The following is a 20,389-nucleotide window of genomic DNA, read 5'->3' as shown; positions in this document are numbered from 1 at the left end:
AAATATTTTGAATTGAAAAAAGGAGCCGTTTTTGGCTCCTTTTTTTATTATATAGAAGTTTTAAAAGAATACTTTAAAACAGACTCCAAATTATCAGAATCAACCTGTTTAAACTTTTCATCCCCATGGTTTTCGGCAAAAGTAGGCGGCACTAGATTTAGCTCTTTTGCTTTCTGTATATAATACTTAGATTTTTTGGGATGGTATGGATTTACAGCGTTAAAAACAGTTCCAAAAGCATCTTGCTTAATAATCTTTACTAAAATATTAATACAGTCGTCACGATGAATTAAATTAACCGGAGCATCTCCATCATTCAAATCTTTACGACCTGCCAGATATTTTGCGGGCTGTCTACTACCACCTATCAAACCACCAAAACGAACTATAGTAGTTTTTAACCCCTTAGAATTTGCAAATAATTGCTCCACCTGTCTTAATTGCTTGCCCGATATAGTTTCTGGTAGTGGCTCGTCCTTTTCAGTTACTTTTCCTTGGCTATCATCATAAACCGAAGTACTACTCACCAAGATTACTTTTTCAACCTCAGTTTGTTTTATCGCTTCTAGAAAATGCACCATTTTAAGTACATAGTCGGCACCAGTGTTGCGTCTTAACCCAGGAGGAATCATAATTATTAAATAATCGGAATTCTTCAGTAATGCTTTAACCGACCCCTGCACACCTCTATCTGTAATTTCAACAGGATAGGCCTCTACTCCGTTCTTCTGTAACAAAGTAGCTTTTTCCATGGTGGTAACAGAGCCTTTCACCTTATAGCCTAATAAGTTTAAACGATAAGCTAAAGGCTGACCTAACCAACCAAGACCCGCTATGGTAATTGTTTTACTCATTATTTAAAATAATTTCAGGATTTATAGAAAGCGAATCTACAGTTTTCTTTTTTAATGAATCTACATTAAAAGTTCGCTTTACCACAACTGCATCTGTAATCACGAAAGGTTTAGGCATAGCATATTCGGGACGTTTGATTATGTCGAATTCTGGGTTATCCATTAAATCGAATGAATATTCCATTACTTTAAAACTAATAGAGGCATCTTTTTCAACAGAAAATTCAACTTTTAATGAATCCTTTGGAGAAACATAGTAATTGATAAGGGCAGGGTTTTTGGTTCCTCTATAGTCTTTTGATAAACTCGAAATTGGCATTTCTTTTCCATTAAATTTAAGTGAATTAAATGAAGTATTTTTTTCACTATATAAATCTATTTTATTGACATTTCGTTTAGGGACAATTATAAGCGTTACATTTCTAAGATTATTTATTAAAGTGTCATTTTCTATAACAACCTCAAAATCTGGAATATTTTTTTTTGGAGCTTCAGCTGCGTAACTGTAATTAAAACCATATTTACTATAGGGAACCTCAGCTAAATCTAAAGTATTGTTACTAGGGCTTTTACCAAGATATTGTTCAGTCCATTCATCAATTTCTTTGTCGTAAGTAAGCCAGAAAGATTTTTCACTATCTGCATCCTTATAGTAAACAAGACTGGTTGGCTTTCTCCTTTCTTCAGTAAAGTCACTTTTTGAATGAGCAACGATAAAGAAAGAAATGGCAAGTATAAAGCATAGTGCCGATACTATATTCTTCCATTTGTAATACGCAAAAACTGGAAGCATTAATCCGAAGAGTAATACGGTGAACACACAACTAATAACAAGCATTTTTAAGCCTAAACCTACTGGAAAAAATTGTATAAGGGGTGCGAAAATAAAGATTGAAGGCACCGCAAGAAATGTCATTGCTAAAAGATTCGGTCGTTCTTGACGTATCATTACAAAAAATGAAAGAAGTCCGAAAAAAACAGGAATAATAAAAAATGCGGCTCCCTTTAAAATAATAAATACCGCCAAATTAATCAAGAGCCAGAAAAATAACGGAGCCACATAAATGGAAGGTTCATTAAACTTTGTAATGAACTTCTTATAGACTGAAAATACGATTGCCAATGACAGCAATACAAAAAATGCAATATACCAATGCCCGTTATATGTAAATCCTTGTTGAATTTCGGCATATTGCGGATAAAGCGCTAGTATTAATTTCCATCCAAAAAACCCAATCAGGCCACAACTAATTAATGATACTGAAAAGGGAATGAAACCTTTGGCAATTGCTCTTCCTGAAATTCTTCCTTTTTTAACACCATAAAAAATTAAGAATATAAATATAAAAGAAGCTAGAATAAGCATCGGTAATATCCATGAAAATGGATAACTAATCATTTTTAACAAAGGGAAATTTAAATAAACATCATCCGTTTCAGACTTTATGTTTGAAAGATCGGCATTGGCGAAATAATGGATTAACGGCAGCAAATAACTACCTTGATGCATCAAACTATTCCAATCTAGGTGATACATACTATCGTTTGCCGTGTGATAATTAAAGTGGCTGTCTATAAAAGCAAAAAAGAAACTATCAATATCCCCATCTTCCCTAAAAATGGTAGAGTCGGTATCATTTGGCAACATTTTATAAACGCTATACATTAAGGAAGAAGCAACAGGAAACTCTGGATTCGCTTTGATAAATTCTTTCACGAGTTGTGAATTTCCTCCATTTGTTTCCAAAATCATATTACTCGGGCCACTTGTGCCACGCGCTTCAAAGTTCAATATTAAACCTACATTTTTAGCCCAGGGATGTTCGTTTACAAAGAGTTTGGCACCGTCCAATCCAATTTCTTCAGCATCTGTAAAAAGAATAATTATATCGTTTTTTGGTTTTTTTCCAGATGCAAGGTAAGCGCGTACGCTCTCTAAGATAGCAACTACACCCGTACCAGCATCGCTAGCACCAAATGAAGGCACAAGCGCGCTGTCGTAATGCGAAAGCAGTAGAAGTGTCTTTCCGTCTTCAGTACCTTTAATGCGAGCAGCAATATTGGTAGGCTTGTTAAGCGTTTTCGATTGTGGATTTAAACTAAACCCTTCTTGAATATGTGGTTCCAACCCTAACTTTCGCAATTCAGACAATAAAAACTTTCGAACGTCTGCGTGACCTTGTGAACCTAAATAATGAGGGGTTTTAGCAATTTTTTCAAGAGGTATCAGCGCTCTATCTACTGAAAATTCGGTAGCCAGTTTTACTTCATCCTCATCATACTTCGGCATTAATCCATAAAAACTGTAATAAACCAATGCTATGATAAGAAGCAAGGATAGAAAAGCATTGAAGTGTTTCATAAATGTAGTTTTTGGAATTTAATCAGTGATGCCCGATATTACTTGGGAAATGAGGTGCTGAAAATTCTAATTAAATATTAAATTTACTTACCGTAGATAAATTTAATACTAACAAAAATAAGAACTTTAGTGAATTAACAACTTACCTAATAACCAATAAACCACAACCCAACTAAGTAATACCGGCCACCCGCTGACTAAAAGTAACTACTAAACCCCATATACCATGTGGCAGCTCTTTCGGCAGGATTGTTGATAATATCCTTTTGCCACTCATAACGATAGTTTATTCTAAAAACTGTTTTTGGCGTTGGTCTAAAGCTAATTCCTGGAGTTACAGCTAAAAGTTGATCTCCAATATTAGTGTCTGACTCTTTAAATTTACCAACATTCCAATCTACATAATCAAATCTCGCAGCAATATTAAATGTGGCGTCTTCCCACTCAAATATTTTATTCTTATAAACTGGTTGGACTACATCCATAAAAAAACCATGCTGTTTATTGCCATATTGTGGCGTATAAGATTCTGGAGTTTCAACTTTTACGAAAGCTGCTTCTCCAACTATATACGTATTGGTAGCTTGAATTGTCGTATTCCAATCTATCGCAAAAACATTTACCCGAGCTTTGTCTTCTACTGATAAACCATCTTCTTCAAATTTGTTGTATGCTCCGCCCATATACGAGAGACCAAGTTCTCCAATCTTTCTGTTTTTAAAAGCCAGTTTTCCTGAAAACATTGCCTTTCCGCTAAAATTTTCTTCAAATAAATTATCGCCATCTTTATAGGCGGGCAAATAAGTTTTATCTTCCTCATTGGAAATAATTTTACTGTTAAATCCATTAGTGAGGTAAGCTTCGTAACCAAAAATCCAATTTCCAGAATACGTTTTACCATAAACTCCAAATCCTGCGTTAGATTGGGTGGCAGCGAGCATATTTACTGCTACATCAGGGCGTTCAACAAACTCCCATTTAGGACCATCGTGATTTTCATTAAATGCGCCTATTGGGTTCATAACAATTCCACCTCTTAAGTTAAACATTGGGTGAAAGGCTACATCGAGTGCGGCAAATTCAATGGCTATTTCCTTCCCGCCGTTTTCAAATTCTATTTCAGTTAAAAATTTAATTCTTTCTGAAATTGAAGCCGCCATAAAAATTGTCAACCTTCTGGCTTGAAAAGACAGTCCGTCGGTAATTCCTTCTTCAATTCGATGCATTGTATTGGCTTCTAAATATCCTCCTAAAGCTACCGGAACCTTCTCGAAGCTAAGCGATGGCCTACTAAAAACGGCATCCATATTTAATTGGTTTTCCTTTACCGATTGCTCGATATCTGATTGTTCTTCTTGAGCTAATGCAGTTTCCATATAGAAAAAACTTAGTAAGTATAGCCCTATTTTAAAATAGTTCGATGTAAATATTTTCATCATCAATTGTTGTTTTAAATGTTTTTAGATCTTGATCTGCCGGTCCTTCTAATACCTTTCCTTTTGTATCAAATTCACTACCGTGACAAGGGCAGCTATACATACCTCCGCCAACGTTTAATTCGCACCCTCGATGCGTACATTTCATTAATGAGGCGATATAATTACTCCCTTCTGTTCTATATAAACAAATTGGAAAATCTTGTAAAGCAGTGTTCACCATAACGAAATCTCTATAGGTTGTACTTGTTTTTTTTACAATTTCAAATTCAGAAAGAGGTACAACTATTTTGTTTTTTATAGTTTTAAAAGAAGCGTAGTAAATACTCTGACAAGAAGTTAAAATGGCAGAAGCAAAAGGTAAGCCCACCAAAGCGACCCCACAGGTTTTTAAAAATTGTTTTCTATTCATTTTTACAGGGATTCTATAAATTTTATAAGTTGACTTTTTTCTTGTTGACTCAAGTTTTGATATTTATTTTTAGCGTTTTCTGCTTCGCCTCCATGCAGTAAAATCGCATCTTCAATGCTTCTAGCTCTCCCATCGTGCATTAAATAATATTCACCTCCTTGTGAATCTTTGGAAAGTCCAATTCCCCACAGAGGTGCAGTTCTCCATTCGGAAGAAAGTGCATAACCTTCGGTATAACCGTCATCTAGCTCGGGACCCATATCGTGCAAAAGCATATCGGTGTAAGGGTGAAATTCTTGATATGAAATAGCTGTAATTGGCGAATAAGAAGTTCGTAGCGTGGGTTTATGGCAAGCAGTACATTGTGTGTTTTCAAATAGTGCTTTTCCAGCTACCACCTCTGGGTTATCCTGATTCCGAGGAATAGGCGCTTTCAGCGTTTTTAAATAAAACACTACATCGTTAATCGTTTTTCTATCAATCTCGGGTTGAACCTTATCCCCACTATAAGTATCATAGGGTTCGTAATAAGAATTTATTCCTATATCTTGATTATAGGCATCGGCAGTTTGGTGAAGCAAGTCGTAAACATTTGCTTTTTTCCCGAAACGGGTAATATATTTTCCATTTTTAGAGATAGTTCCAGGTCGGTCCTTAACATAATCAGGTCTATCGTTCCAATGAACTCTACCACTTATACCATCGCCATCTAAATCGTCGGGATCTGCCATAGCTAATAAATCTTCATCAGATACAGCATCGAGAAATCCAAGACCTGTAACAATGGGTGCTAATAATTCGGCGTGTGGGGCCCCTGAAGGTAAGGTTTCAGGTTCGTAGCCTGGAATCGCCCTATTTTGCAATTGGGGAGCTCCTTGATCTAAAAAATTTTTTATCCCAGGCAAATCTTGCCCAAAACGAGTAAACGATACAAATGGATGCCCCTTTCCATCCCCGGCATGACAACTTACACAGCTAGTACCAGTAAAAATAGGTCCCAGTCCTGTTTCTTTAGTAAATATTTGATCGTTAAATGCTTTATCTCCCTCTATAAATCGTATAGATTCAGCTTGATTTAAGTTCTCAACTGGACCATCGAGCAGTTCATACTCTTCAGGTTCCTGTGGAGCTAAGGCTTCACACGAAAACAATATAGGAATACAAATTAGAGAAATAACAAAAAGATTTTTAGCCTTCATAATTAATATTTTTAGGCAAAGCTAAAGTTATTTTTAATAAATAAAAATAATTTTATTGTTTTAAACTAAATAATATCCCCGTTTATCCTAAACTTGTCTGTAATATCAACATGAGAACACCCTAAATGACTTTTAGTTGATCTTATTTTGAAACGTGAATTATTTAAAATTCCTTAGATATTTTAAAAAATTGCTTATATTACAAAGTCGCAAAAAACTGATATTATGGGAATTAAAAGCTTTACAGGGAAAAGAGCAAAGCCTCAGAGCTCTTCCGGAAAAATTAAAGTGTCCGATTATATGACACGAAACCTAATAACTTTCAAACCTGAGCAATCGATAGTAGAAGTAGTTGAAGTACTTGTAAAAAAAGGAATTTCAGGTGGTCCTGTTATTAACCACAACAATGAATTGGTAGGAATTATATCTGAAGGTGACTGTTTAAAAGAACTTAGTGATGCTAGGTATCACAACCACCCTATGGAAGACGTGAAAGTAGAACTTCATATGATTAAAAATGTAGAAACTATTGACGGTGAGATGAATGTTTTTGATGCTGCCAATAAATTTTTGGAATCAAAACACCGCAGATTTCCAATTTTAGAAAATGGAAAACTAGCTGGCCAAATAAGTCAAAGCGATATTCTAAGAGCTGCATTGGAACTCAAAGGGCAAACTTGGTAAACTCTTTATAGCAATTTAAATAAGAAAGCCATTCTCGATTGAGAATGGCTTTCTTTTTAACATTAAACAATCGATTTACTGCTTAATTATCTTTTGTGTATTCACTTGTCCTTCAATAGTGGTTTGTAGGATATAAGTTCCAACTTGAAGATTTGAAATATTTAATTCTGCGGATGTATTGTTTACAGTTCTAGACAATAATTTCTGTCCTAATAGATTAAACAAGGTAACAGATTCAATATTCTGAGCAGATTCTAGGTTTAGAATATTGTTAGCAGGGTTTGGATAAACACTAAATTTAGTAAGTTCATTATCATCAACGCCTAATACAGGGCCACAGTCACCATACCAAGTATAAAGTCCATCGTAATCATTGTTCCAGATTCCCCAAACGCCATTATTATTTTGAGCTGCTGGATTGCCAACCGAATTACCTGAAGTTATACCCCAGTAAACATCAGTATTATTCGAACTTTTTGCCGATAATCCAATCCAATACTTTTTAGAGCTATTAACATCACCAATAAAGTCAAATGCATCAACGGTCATATCAACTTTATAGACATTGTGAATAGACACATGAGAAGATCCTACTGCGTTCACATGGTTAAGAGTTACTGCGTTTTCCGAACCAATTACACTTCCCGGCATTCCATTATCGTCTTCATAATAAGTGACATCTACTTCACTAATAGGCCACTCTGAAAACATATATGCAGTTATGTTTTCAAGTGAAAAGCTTTCATTGGGTTGTAAGGTTAAGTCATTGGCAACAGTGAATGAACCTCCTGTGGTTATGGTTAAAGCCTCTTCAAACAACCAATCGTATGGTGGATTTAACTCTGCACAACTTCCTTGAAGATTTATAGTACCATAAATCTGAATTGGCATTCCTTGTGGTTCATTAACTCCGGCATCTATAACCGCTTGCCATCCAGAAGATGTTTTCTGAAGTGCATCTCCTGTAATAGTTTCTCCCAACACGGAAATTGGAGGTGCCCATGGTCCAGAACTACCTGATCCTTCTAAGCTGTATTCAACCCAATATGTTCCGGCTGATAAGTTTAAACCGCTAGTATTAGCGGTTACCTTTTGGATTCTTCTATCAGTATTCGATAGATCATCTTCTAATACTCTATAAATACCAGAATCTTCAACATTTTCTAAAACATTTGTAGTTAAATCTCCCCAAACTACAGAACCTCCACCACTTGGGTCTCCATTCCAAATTTGTACATACATTGCTGTGATAGACGGAGGTAAAGTTCCCGTTTGATATGCATAAACATCAATTTTGGAAATATTAAAAGAATCGTATAACACAAAATTTTCTGCTAAACTTTGGCTATTGTTATAATTAACTCCAAATCCAAATAAGTCCATGCCATTTGTGACATTCTCTAAAACACTTAAATCCGGGGTGTAGTTAATATAAGGACCACTATTATAAATAAGATTTTCACCAAATTCCTCAGTCCCATCTGGTCTAGCGGCTGGACCATAAGAATCAAAATTTTTGATTTTGGTATTTTGTAAGTCAATAGAAATACTAGAATTTTCAACTCCTCTTGGGGATTCACCGATTGGAGAAGTAGAGGTTTCATAATAAGCAGCTGGCAACACTGCAGATTGCTGTGTTTGATTCGTCTCTAAAGTCGAACTTTTTAGATTGGTTTGTGCATTCATCATACCGAAACTGGCAATGAAACACATCGTTAATGGTAAAATAATTTTTCTCATAATTGTTAATTTTGGTTTAATTAATGCCGAAAAGTAGAGGTTAAATCGCTAGCAACCAATGACAAATGAGTATTCTGCTGTTCTCAATGAGAATTCTGCAAATTAACCTTTGCAAAGGTCATGAAGTAGTCTCAAGTAAAAGATTCTAAAATCAAAACCTTAAAATGCTCGATTAGAAAATTTTATTTTTTTGCAAAACAAGAGAATTGTAAACTTTAATGAAATTAGGATTATTCACGTATTTACTTAATTCCAAAGCAGAATTTATTCATTTACAAACGCTTGTAAACAACTATAAACGATAGTAAGTGCGTAAGTACCGATTAGAACTTGGTAGTCGCCCTATGTTTGTACTGTCGAATTAAATGATATTCGATAGTATCAATTGTTTAACTCGCCTGTAATTTACCTCAGGCAAAAAATTTAGAAATCATGAACGCACTTAGAAACAAAGTACAGTTGATTGGAAGATTGGGGCAAGACCCAGAAATTGTAACATTTGCCGATGGCAATAAAATGGCTAAATTTTCAATGGCCACAGATGACAGTTACAAAGACAAAGATGGTAACAAGGTGGAACGTGCTTATTGGCATAACATCGTGGTAAGAGGAGGACTCGTTAACGTAGTTGAGAATTATGTAACAAAAGGCCAAGAAATCGCTATAGAAGGTAAACTCACCAATCGATCTTGGGATGACAAAGAAGGTAACAAACATTATATTACAGAAGTTATGTGTAATGAATTGTTAATGTTGAGTAAGTAATAAGTAAATCCTCGGCTCCGCTCGGACACCAGAATATATTCACTGTGGACGAGCGGAGCCGAGGATTGTTTTAATTTATAATTTCAAATTATTTATACCCATGCCAATTGGATATATGTATATACTCAAATGTAGTGATGATACCTACTACACAGGTAGTACAGTCAATCTGAAGAAAAGAATTTTAGAGCATCAAGCAGGTCTTGGAGCAAATTATACCCTTAAAAGACTACCAATAGAATTATATTATTTTGAAAAGTTTACCAGAATTGATTTGGCATTTCAACGAGAGAAACAAATACAAAATTGGAGTCGTAAAAAGAAAGAAGCTCTATTAATGAAAAATTATGAGAAGCTGCATAGATTAGCTATTTGTCAAAATAATTCTCACCATTCTTTCTACAAAAATCGGTCCCCGAGCGGAGCCGAGGGGAAAGATGGTTAAATTTAGTGTTTTCTTTTCAAAACTAATTTCAAAAAAGAGGTTCCTGAGTGATTTCAATAAAATACTTTTAAGCATTATATTGGGATTGTAACAAAGAGCCGGAATTAACACAAAATTATTATTAGTTTTACCATCATGTATTCCACTACAGATTCCCAACAGACCCACATATTATCTTTACTAAAATCTAATTTTGGATACGATGAATTTCTTCCCAATCAGGAAAAAATCATCAATAGTGTTTTAAACCAAAATGATACTATTGCTATTATGCCTACTGGGGGAGGTAAATCATTATGTTATCAACTTCCAGCATTAGCAATTGAAGGAACTGCAATTGTAATTTCGCCTTTAATCGCTTTAATGAAAGATCAGGTTGATTCTCTAACAGCGAATGGAATTTCAGCTAATGTCTTTAATAGCTCTCAGCCTCAGGAGGAGCAGCAGGAGGTTTTAAAAGATTTAAAAAACGGAGCATTAAAGCTATTATACGTAGCACCAGAAAGTTTACCCTTACTTAACGATATGTTGAGTTCAATAAAAATTAGTCTTTTTGCTGTAGATGAAGCGCATTGTATTTCAAGTTGGGGCCACGATTTCCGACCTGCGTATACCCGACTAAAAACTTTAAAACAACAGTTTCCAGAGGTTCCTCTCATTGCGCTAACGGCAACAGCCGATAGACCTACCCAAGTAGATATTGCAACACAACTCGCTATTCCTAATGCCAAGAAATTTATAGCGTCTTTTGACAGACCTAATCTTTATATTGACGTACGTCCAGGGCAAAACAGAAATAAGCAGATTTTTAATTTTCTTGCCAAAAGAGGAAAGCAGAGTGGTATAATTTATTGTTTAAGTAGAAAAAGTACAGAAAAACTTGCAGCAACGCTTAAAGCAAAGGGTTATAAAGCTGAAGCTTACCATGCAGGACTCACTCCGGAAGAACGCAATAACATTCAAGACAACTTTTTAAATGATCGCTCCCCTATTATTGTTGCCACTATAGCTTTTGGAATGGGAATAGATAAAAGTAATGTACGTTGGGTTATTCACTATAATATGCCTAAAAACATTGAAGGCTATTACCAGGAGATAGGACGAAGTGGTCGCGACGGGTTAGCAGCACATACCCTTCTTTTTTACAGTTTTGCCGATGTTATTATGCTTCGAAAATTTGCTGAAGGCACCGAAACCGAAGCTTATCAATTAGCAAAATTAGAGCGAATGCAGCAATTTGCCGAAGCTTTAAGTTGCAGAAGAAAAGCACTTCTAGGGTATTTTGGAGAGCATATCATTGAAGATTGTGGAAATTGCGATATCTGTAAAACACCACCAAAGTACTTTGACGGAACCTTAATTGCACAAAAAATATGCTCTGCAGTAGCACGTTTAAGAGAACAAGAAGCTATGGGAATGGTTCTAGATGTACTGCGTGGCGCACAAAATGCTCAAGTTTATGATAAAGGGTATCAAAACATCAAAACTTTTGGTGTTGCAAAAGATATCGCTTGGAGAGACTTGCAACAATATACCATACAACTATTAAATCAAGGAATACTACAAATTCACTTTCATGAAAACGGCAGACTGTTGCTAACTCCGCTTGCTAAGCAAGTTCTTTTTGAAGGGAAACAGGTACAATTAGCAAATGTTGTTAAAGAAGTAGAAAAAGTAAAAGCAGAAAAAACAACCAGAATAAGAGCCGATCTTTTTGAGAAACTGAGAACTCTTCGTTCTAAATTGGCACAAGAAGCCAAGATGCCTGCATATATAATTTTTAGCGATGCCAGTTTAGAAGATATGGAGTATAAGAAACCGAGAAATCGAGAAGAATTTGCCGAGGTATCAGGTGTTGGAGAAGCTAAACTTGAGAAATATGCAGATGAATTTCTAAAAGTTATTAATCGACATTTAGATAGTATAGAAAGTAAATTACCAACTCACGAACGTAGCTATAAAATGTTTATAGAAGAGAATCTTTCTCCTTCAGAAATCGCGAGTAGACGTGGACTTTCTGAAGAGTCCGTTTATGGTCACTTTATTAAATCACACGAATCTGGTAGAAACATTGACCTTTTTCAATTCATTTCTTCAGAAGAAATCCAGAAAATTAAAAAAGCAAAAGATGAACTTGAAAACCCTGATGCTTTAAAGTCTTATTTCGAATACTTCGAAGAGAAAATACCGTATTGGAAAATTAAAATGGCCTTGTATTTATAATGTATTCACGTTAGATATAAATTTCTCGTGCTAATCTAAAAGTATTTGCGTGGGCTTCAATTATCGTCCTTATATCAGGTGAATAACCTCCTCCCATACTAACTTGTAAAGGTATTTTTAAATCTTTGCACATCTGTAAAACATACCGATCTCTTTCTTTACAACCTTTCATTGTGCAATTTAACCTTCCTAATTTATCCGATTCTAAAATATCTACACCACTTAAATAAAAGATAAAATCAGGACGTTGTTCATCAATCAATCTAGGTAAAGTATTTTTTAAAATTCTAAGATAAACCTCATCACCACTTCCATCTGCCACGGCGATATCTAAATCACTTTTCTCCTTTTTAAATGGATAATTCCCGGCTCCGTGCATAGAAAAAGTAAATACCGACTCATCATGCTGAAAAATTTCAGCAGTTCCATTGCCCTGATGAACATCCAAATCTACAATCAAGACCTTTTTTGTCAATCCTTTTTTCTGAAGATATCTAGCTGCAATAGCTTGATCGTGCAGTATACAAAAGCCTTCCCCGTGATCGGTATAAGCATGATGGGTTCCTCCAGCAATATTTAAGGAAATTCCGTACTTTAAAGCGTATTCACTGCCATCGATAGTTCCTTGCGCTATTAGTTGCTCTCGTTCGATAAACTCATCAGACAAAGGAAAACCTATTTTTCTCGCAGCCTTTCTGTCGATGGATAGGTTTATCAAGCTATTATAATATTCTTCAGTATGAACGGCAAGTATATCCTCTTTAGAAGGCATTGATGGCTTAAAAAAGTCTTCGGCTTTACATGTTCCTTCATGAAGTAATTGCTTCGGTAGAAGCTCATATTTTTCCATCGGAAATCGATGCCCTTGTGGTAAGGGATAGCTAAATAAGGGATGAAATGCGATTTTTAACATTAAATAATTTTCTAGCTAATTTGGTATTTTAGATAGTTTCTGGGTTTTTTATTTCTTTCCCTATAATAGGAATCTTCTTAGTATAGAATGTTATACGTATTCCGAAAAGAAGAATTATTCCTCCAACAATCATTTGAAAAGTAATTTCTTCATTAATAAATATCCAAGCAAAAAGTGTCGTTAATACAGCCTGACCTAATAAACTTACAGATACTCTTGTTGCACGCATGTGTTTGGTGGCATATCCCAAAAGCAACCACGCTGCTAATTGACAAACTAGACCTTGAACTAAAAGCGATAACCAACCCATTTCGGTAAATCCAATAAAAGGTTCATTCATTATAAAACTTAACACCCCTAAAAACACGGCAGAGCTAAGTGTGCTTATAGAAATAAATGGAACAACTTCTACTTCATAAAGCACAAATTTACTCACCAACATATATACTGCGTAAAAAACACCTGAGAGTATTGCAAATACAAATGCCAGATCAAAGTCTAAATTCACAAAGAAGTGAAACCCTACTAAGGTTATCATCCCCAAAATGGCAATTAAAGTACCTATCCAGAAATTCCGAGTCGGCTTATTTTTTAAAAAGAAGAACGCACCTATCCCTACCCAAACTGGTGAGAGATTTGTAAGCAATGTTGCTTGAGTAGCCGTGGATTCCTGAATAGCAATATTCCAAACAGTTACATCAAGTGCAAATATAAATCCGCAAAGCACGGTTAATAAAAGCATTTTTACCGAAGGAACTTTTAACTTTCCTGAAAATATTGCAAATGGAACTAATACAGATGCCGCAATTGCCATTCTATAAAAAGCAGAGATTATAGGAGGCGACAATTTAAGCTTCACCAAAATTGGGAAAATAGAAATACAAATGATTCCTATGACAAGGGCAATTCTAGGCTTTGTCATAAAAGTAAAGTTGAAGGTATTAATAAAGCCGGCAAAATTAGTCTATATAAACCGATAAAAGTCTGTTTATAAGTTGAAGAATTTAAAATTTAACGTAAAATTAATTACTTGTGAAGTTTAAGCTGAATTCGCTTTCTTTCAACATCTACATCAAGCACTTTTACGATAATTTGTTGATGTAAATGAACATACTCACTAACGTCGGATACAAATTTATCTGCCAAGTTTGAAACGTGAATTAAACCACTTTCCTTAATTCCTATATCTACAAAACAACCAAAATTTGTAATATTATTTACGATTCCCGGCAACAGCTGCCCTTCTTGCAAATCAGTGATGGACTTTATATTTTGATTAAAAGTAAACACTTTCGCTTCTTCGCGAATGTCTAATCCCGGTTTTTCTAATTCTTTAATAATATCTTTTAAAGTAGGAAGACCAACTTTATCGGTGACATATTTTTCTAGTTTTATTTTCTGAAGGAGGGTTTTATTCCCTATCAAATTGGATATATTTATTCCTTCATCCTTAGCCATTTTTGAAACTACCGAGTAACTTTCCGGATGCACAGAAGAATCGTCTAATGGATTGTTACCATTTTTAATTCGAAGAAACCCCGCTGCTTGTTCAAAAGCTTTTCCTCCCAGCCGAGCGACATTCATTATTTCTTTTCGAGATGCAAAAGCACCGTTTTCTTCGCGATAATTCACAACATTCTCAGCCAATTTCTGACCGATTCCCGAAACGTAGCTCAGTAAAGGAACACTAGCAGTATTTATATTGACACCTACCGCATTTACACATAATTCCACAGTTGTATCCAATGATCTTTTCAGTTTCGTTTGATCTACATCGTGCTGATACTGGCCTACTCCGATAGATTTTGCATCAATCTTTACAAGTTCAGCAAGTGGATCTTGCAGGCGTCGCCCGATAGAAACCGCGCCACGAACGGTTACATCGTAATTAGGAAATTCATCACGAGCTATTTTGGAAGCTGAATAAATAGAAGCTCCTGCTTCACTCACTACAAAAACCTGCATTGGATTTTTAAACTGAATGCGCTTAATAAATCGCTCTGTCTCTCGCGAAGCGGTTCCGTTTCCAATCGCAATGGCTTCAACTTTATAGGCATCGGCAAGCGAGCTAATTTTTTTTATTGCTCCTTTGGTGTCGTTTTTTGGTGCGTGCGGATAAATAGTCTCGTTATGTTGAAGACCGCCTTGAGCATCGAGACACACAACTTTACAGCCCGTCCTAAATCCAGGATCAATAGCTAAAACACGTTTTTCACCCAAAGGCGAACCAAGTAATAATTGCTTTAAATTTTTAGCGAAAACATTAATTGCAGTTTCATCAGCTTTTTCTTTTGCAGCAGCTAGTGCTTCCTTAGAAAGCGCTGGAAACAATAGGCGTTTATAACTATCTTCAATCGCCAATTTTATTTGTTTTGAAGCCGCATCATTCGATTTTACTATTCGACTTTCAATTTTTGAAAGCGCAATTTCATCGTCGATTTCAACTCTATTTCTAATAAACCCTTCAGAAGTTGCGCGTAGAATTGCTAGTAATCTATGCGATGGTATCCGATTTAAAGGTTCGTTCCAATCAAAGTAATCACGGAATTTCTGCGCCTTTTCATCATCTTCAAACTTTTTCACAACTTTAGTTGATATCGCCGCGAAGCGCTCCAATTGATTACGAAGTATATTCCGGATATCGGTTCGTTCGTTAACCCATTCGGCTATAATGTGTCGTGCACCTTCTAGTGCATCGTCTTCAGACTTTATTTCGCCTTTTCCATATCTTGCAGCGAGCGAAGAAATTTCAGAGCTTGATATACTCCGAGTTTGCGCCATTATTATTTTTGCCAACGGCTCTAAACCATTTTCGCGAGCTGTGTCTGCTTTGGTTTTTCGCTTCTTTTTGTAAGGCAAATACAAATCTTCTAAAGCAATTAAATCTGTAGCCTCTTCAATTTTTTTCTGAAGTTCAGCCGTAAGAACGTCCTGCTCTTCCAAAGTTTTTAGGATAGCAGATTTTCGTTTTTCAAGGGCCTCAAATTGTTCTTTAAACCTTACAATATCACCAATCTGAACCTCATCAAGATTACCCGTCAATTCTTTTCGGTAACGCGAAATGAAGGGAATAGTACAGTCTTCATTCAAAAGCTTGATGGTGTTCTCTACGCTCTTACGAGGAAGTTGGGTTTGGGAGGTAATTGCGCTTATCAAGTTCACTTAGTTTTGCTTTTCGTATTTTCACCAAAAATAAAGAATCTGCAAGCAATATTAGGCTTCTAACTTTCTAATATTATTTAATACTACAAGTGATTTTCTGAATTTAGATATCACCCCTCCGGGGCTTTAGACCTTTCTGGCTCTTTGTATTGATGGGCTATGCCACATCATTTTGGTATTAAGCCCTTTCAGGGCTGAGTCAATTCCAATTAAATATTCAAAACATAAAAAGGACAAGTTTCCTCATTTTGGAGCGCATTCCGGCTAAGCCCTATAGGGGTTAAAAATATTATCGAGGGGCAGAGTCCCTCGTGAAGTAAACACAGAGCCGTGAGTCAAGCCCTGAAAGGGCGACATATCAAATTACAAGTCCAAATTAGGCTAGCCGTGCTAATCCCAAACATACTTCTCGTCATAATCAACTTTATACTTTTTTAAAAATGCTCGAAATTCAGCCTTAAATGTTCTTTTAGAATGATGTTCATGCTGATTAGAAATGTAGGCAACCACTACTTCTACTTCCGCAGGATTTACCGAAAACGCACCATAACCATCCTGCCAATAAAAGTTTTTATAAGCTACTCCCTTTGTTTTTATCCATTTGGAAGAATTCGATTTTAATAATTCTACCAATTTCATTAAGGCAATTTTTTTAGAGAGTTTGCATAGAATATGTACGTGATCTGTGTAACCACCTACTTTTATTACTTGAGAATCGAGTTTGTTACAGATACCACCGAGATAGCTATGAAGTTCCGCTTCTACTGGAGGGAATATCAGCGGTTGTCGATGCTTGGTGCTGAATACGATATGGACGTAATTTTGAACGAGAGATTGACCCATAATAATTAGGATTTAACGCTTTCAGGCTTCAGTTTCAGCATTCCTTTAATAACGATGGGTAACCCTTCCTTCGTTAAAAAATAACGCCCTCTCAATGCTAGACTATAAATTTAGATCTTAATAAAGAAATAAACAATTCTAGTATTAAAAGGGCATCATTATGAAACAAAAGGTGAACCTTTTACTTCTAGAAAATTCCGATAATAAAGTCCTACAAGAGTAATATCAGATAGCAAAGAAATTTTCTTACTTAGTTTATCGTCGCCCCATTTTCAACTCCACTAGTATCAGGATTCATAAAAACTAATTTTCCATCGGCGTCTTCTGTCATCAAAATCATTCCTTGACTTTCTACGCCGCGAAGTTTTCTTGGTGCTAGATTTACCAAAACAGTAACTTTTTTACCAATAATCTCTTCCGCATTAAAGCTTTGAGCAATACCGGAAACAATAGTGCGGAGGTCAATTCCTGTGTCAACTTTTAAAACCAAAAGTTTATCTGCTTTTGGCATTTTTTCGGCTTCAAGAATGGTTCCTACTCGCATATCGAGTTTTACGAAATCGTCGAATTGAATGGTTTCTTTTTGAGGTGTTATTGCTGCAACTTCTTCTACTGAAGTTTCTTGGTTTGTAGTTGAATTATCCATTTTTGTTTTTTCTAATTTATCTAATTGTGCTCGCACTTGCTCGTCTTCAATTTTGCTAAATAGCAATTCGGCCTTATTTATTTTATGACCAGGTTTTATAAGTTCTGATTTTGAAGACACGTCGTTCCATTTAATAGACCCATCGACAGAGCCTGTCCTGAGCGAAGGCGAAGGGCTCAGGCTAACATTCAACATGTTTTTCAATTTATCTGAAGTAAACGGCAAAAATGGTTCACTTAAAACCGCCAAAGCTGAAGCTATTTGCAACGCAACATACATTACTGTTTTAGTGCGTTCTTCATCGGTTTTGAACGTCTTCCAAGGCTCTTCATCGGCTAAGTATTTATTCCCTAGACGAGCTAAATTCATCATTTCTGCTTGCGCTTCACGGAAACGATAACGCTCCAACGAACTTGCAATTACAGACGGATATGCTTTTAATTCATTTAAGGTCTGTTTATCAATTTCAGAAAAAGTTGATGGCTCCGGAACAACTCCTCCGTAATATTTATCGGTTAAAACCACAACTCGGTTAATGAAGTTTCCGAAAATGGCAACCAGTTCACTGTTGTTACGAGTTTGAAAATCAGCCCAGGTAAAATCGTTATCCTTTGTTTCAGGCGCATTCGCAGTTAAAGTATAACGCAACACATCTTGCTGGTTTGGAAAATCCTCCAAATATTCGTGTAACCAAACTGCCCAATTTTTACTGGTAGAAATTTTATTGCCTTCAAGATTTAAAAATTCGTTTGCAGGCACATTTTCTGGTAAAATATAACTGCCTTCGGCTTTTAACATTGACGGAAAAATGATACAGTGAAATACAATATTATCTTTCCCGATAAAATGAAGCATTTTGGTATTCTCGTTTTTCCAATAATCTTCCCAATTTTTACCTTCGCGGGCGGCCCACTCTTTGGTTGAAGAGATATATCCAATAGGCGCATCAAACCAAACGTAAAGTACTTTTCCGTCTGCTCCTTCTACTGGCACAGGAATTCCCCAATCTAGATCGCGGGTAACTGCACGAGGGCGTAAACCATCGTCTATCCAACTTTTACACTGGCCGTAAACGTTAGTTTTCCAATCTTTTTTATGGTCTACTAGAATCCACTGTTTTAAAAAATCTTCATATTCATTCAATGGCAAAAACCAATGCTTTGTCTCTTTTAAAACAGGCACATTTCCTGAAATAGCACTTTTCGGATTAATTAAATCGGTAGCGTTTAAACTCGAGCCACATTTTTCACATTGGTCGCCGTAAGCTTCTTCATTCCCGCATTTTGGGCAAGTTCCTGTAATATATCTGTCTGCAAGAAACTGATTTGCTTCTTCATCGTATAATTGCTCGGTAACTTCTTCGGTGAATTTACCATCGTCATATAGTTTTTTGAAAAAATCTGAAGCGGTTTTATGGTGAATTTCAGCAGAAGTACGCGAATAGTTATCAAAAGAAATCCCGAATTCCTCAAAACTATTTTTGATGATTCCGTGGTATTTATCCACTACTTGTTGCGGCGTAATTCCTTCTTTTTTCGCTTTTATGGTAATTGGTACTCCGTGTTCATCACTACCACAAATAAATGCGACATCTTTGTTTTGAAGTCTTTGATAGCGCGCGTAAATATCAGCTGGCACATAAACACCTGCTAAATGGCCAATATGAACGGGGCCGTTTGTGTATGGTAAGGCTGCGGTAATTGTATACCTATTTGGGTTTTTTTCCATAATTTTTTTTGAAAGTACAAAAGTACATATAAATGTAGTAATTTGTGGTTTTAAATCGATTCATGATAACACCAAATACACTTCAAAAAGGTGATACAATTGCGATAGTGTCTACCGCTCGAAAACTTAAAAAAAAAGAATTACAACCAGCACTTAAAATTTTAGAAAGCTGGGGATTAAAAGCTGTTTTAGGAAAAACTATTGGAGCCGAAGAAAATCAATTTGCTGGGAATGAAAAATTAAGAGCCGAAGATTTTCAGCAAATGCTCGACAATCCATACATCAAAGCTATTTGGTGTGCCAGAGGTGGTTATGGTACTGTTAAAATGATTGATATGTTAGATTTTTCAGCATTTCAAAAAAATCCAAAATGGATTATTGGCTATAGTGATGTTACCGTATTGCACTCGTACATTCACAATTTAGGAATTGAAACCTTACACGCACAAATGTGCTTAGATATCGAAAATAAAACTGAGGCAGCAAGAGAATCAATTCGGAAGGTTTTATTTGAGCAAGAATATTCAATCGCTTTTAATGTTAATACTTACAATAAAACTTTTCAACAAAAACAGCAGCTAAGTTCGATTCAAGGCAAAATAGTTGGCGGAAATCTTTCTGTGCTTTATTCGCTCTGTGGAAGTAATTCAGCAATAAATACTGATGGCAAAATTCTTTTTATTGAAGACTTAGATGAATACCTATATCACATTGATAGGATGATGATGAATTTAAAAAGAAATGGAATGTTGGCAAACCTTAAGGCACTAATTATTGGTGGAATGACAGATATGCACGATAATGCGATTCCTTTCGGAAAAAATGCTGAAGAGATAATTTTAGAAGCAGTAAAAGATTACAACTTCCCCGTTTACTTCAATTTTCCCGCAGGGCATATTAAAGACAATCAAGCGATGATTTTTGGGAGGGAGGTAAAATTGAACTCTGAAAACGACAAAGTGATTTTGAACTTTTAA

Annotated in this window: 16 protein-coding genes; 5 read left to right on the top strand and 11 right to left on the bottom strand. The window is 35.7% G+C overall.

Annotation, left to right across the window (positions count from 1 at the left end):
* Nucleotides 1-47: 47 nt before the first annotated feature.
* The 5 genes from K8344_RS03105 to K8344_RS03085 form a co-directional block, all read right to left on the bottom strand.
* On the bottom strand, nucleotides 48-854 hold the full coding sequence (locus tag K8344_RS03105; protein WP_237606827.1) for an NAD(P)H-binding protein: 807 nt from the start codon (nucleotides 852-854) through the stop codon (nucleotides 48-50).
* Nucleotides 847-3,216, bottom strand: a complete 2,370-nt coding sequence (locus tag K8344_RS03100; protein WP_237606826.1) for a M20/M25/M40 family metallo-hydrolase — start codon at nucleotides 3,214-3,216, stop codon at nucleotides 847-849. The genes K8344_RS03105 and K8344_RS03100 overlap by 8 nt, the downstream gene beginning before the upstream one ends.
* Nucleotides 3,217-3,413: 197 nt before the next feature.
* Entirely contained in the window at nucleotides 3,414-4,592 is a 1,179-nt protein-coding gene (locus K8344_RS03095; RefSeq protein WP_237606825.1) for an outer membrane beta-barrel protein, read from the bottom strand.
* 31 nt (nucleotides 4,593-4,623) lie between these two features.
* Complete coding sequence (locus K8344_RS14230) at nucleotides 4,624-5,064, bottom strand: QcrA and Rieske domain-containing protein (protein WP_237606824.1); 441 nt, start codon at nucleotides 5,062-5,064, stop codon at nucleotides 4,624-4,626.
* 2 nt (nucleotides 5,065-5,066) lie between these two features.
* Nucleotides 5,067-6,263: a di-heme oxidoredictase family protein gene (locus K8344_RS03085; protein WP_237606823.1), complete on the bottom strand. Its 1,197-nt coding sequence runs from the start codon at nucleotides 6,261-6,263 to the stop codon at nucleotides 5,067-5,069.
* 225 nt (nucleotides 6,264-6,488) lie between these two features.
* On the opposite strand from K8344_RS03085, the gene K8344_RS03080 reads away from it, so the two are divergent.
* On the top strand, nucleotides 6,489-6,947 hold the full coding sequence (locus tag K8344_RS03080; protein ID WP_237606822.1) for a CBS domain-containing protein: 459 nt from the start codon (nucleotides 6,489-6,491) through the stop codon (nucleotides 6,945-6,947).
* Between the two features lie 75 nt (nucleotides 6,948-7,022).
* Here K8344_RS03080 and K8344_RS03075 read toward each other — a convergent pair whose 3' ends face one another.
* Entirely contained in the window at nucleotides 7,023-8,687 is a 1,665-nt protein-coding gene (locus tag K8344_RS03075; protein ID WP_237606821.1) for a T9SS type A sorting domain-containing protein, read from the bottom strand.
* A 432-nt stretch (nucleotides 8,688-9,119) separates the two neighbouring features.
* Between K8344_RS03075 and K8344_RS03070 the strand changes: the two genes are divergently transcribed.
* From K8344_RS03070 to recQ, 3 genes are all read left to right on the top strand, one after another.
* Entirely contained in the window at nucleotides 9,120-9,452 is a 333-nt protein-coding gene (locus K8344_RS03070) for a single-stranded DNA-binding protein (RefSeq protein ID WP_237606820.1), read from the top strand.
* 115 nt (nucleotides 9,453-9,567) lie between these two features.
* On the top strand, nucleotides 9,568-9,897 hold the full coding sequence (locus K8344_RS03065) for a GIY-YIG nuclease family protein (RefSeq protein WP_338144580.1): 330 nt from the start codon (nucleotides 9,568-9,570) through the stop codon (nucleotides 9,895-9,897).
* A gap of 135 nt (nucleotides 9,898-10,032) precedes the next feature.
* Nucleotides 10,033-12,120 (top strand): DNA helicase RecQ, encoded by a 2,088-nt coding sequence (recQ, locus tag K8344_RS03060; protein WP_237606818.1) that lies wholly within the window; start codon nucleotides 10,033-10,035, stop codon nucleotides 12,118-12,120.
* A gap of 10 nt (nucleotides 12,121-12,130) precedes the next feature.
* On the opposite strand, the gene K8344_RS03055 is transcribed toward recQ, so the two are convergent.
* From K8344_RS03055 to metG, 5 genes are all read right to left on the bottom strand, one after another.
* A complete protein-coding gene (locus K8344_RS03055; RefSeq protein ID WP_237606817.1) occupies nucleotides 12,131-13,033 on the bottom strand; it encodes a histone deacetylase family protein in 903 nt (300 codons plus the stop codon).
* A 28-nt stretch (nucleotides 13,034-13,061) separates the two neighbouring features.
* Nucleotides 13,062-13,955, bottom strand: coding sequence for a DMT family transporter (locus K8344_RS03050; RefSeq protein WP_237606816.1), 894 nt, complete (start codon nucleotides 13,953-13,955; stop codon nucleotides 13,062-13,064).
* 104 nt (nucleotides 13,956-14,059) lie between these two features.
* Entirely contained in the window at nucleotides 14,060-16,189 is a 2,130-nt protein-coding gene (locus tag K8344_RS03045; RefSeq protein ID WP_237606862.1) for a Tex family protein, read from the bottom strand.
* A 396-nt stretch (nucleotides 16,190-16,585) separates the two neighbouring features.
* A complete protein-coding gene (tnpA, locus tag K8344_RS03040) occupies nucleotides 16,586-17,038 on the bottom strand; it encodes an IS200/IS605 family transposase (protein ID WP_237606815.1) in 453 nt (150 codons plus the stop codon).
* Nucleotides 17,039-17,288: 250 nt separating this feature from the next.
* A complete protein-coding gene (metG, locus tag K8344_RS03035) occupies nucleotides 17,289-19,412 on the bottom strand; it encodes a methionine--tRNA ligase (protein ID WP_237606814.1) in 2,124 nt (707 codons plus the stop codon).
* Nucleotides 19,413-19,474: 62 nt separating this feature from the next.
* On the opposite strand from metG, the gene K8344_RS03030 reads away from it, so the two are divergent.
* Nucleotides 19,475-20,389, top strand: a complete 915-nt coding sequence (locus K8344_RS03030) for a S66 peptidase family protein (protein ID WP_237606813.1) — start codon at nucleotides 19,475-19,477, stop codon at nucleotides 20,387-20,389.

Origin of the sequence: Aequorivita xiaoshiensis, assembly GCF_022008395.1 — a bacterium.
Classification (GTDB): domain Bacteria; phylum Bacteroidota; class Bacteroidia; order Flavobacteriales; family Flavobacteriaceae; genus Aequorivita; species Aequorivita xiaoshiensis.
This window is presented reverse-complemented; position numbering and strand designations above follow the sequence as displayed.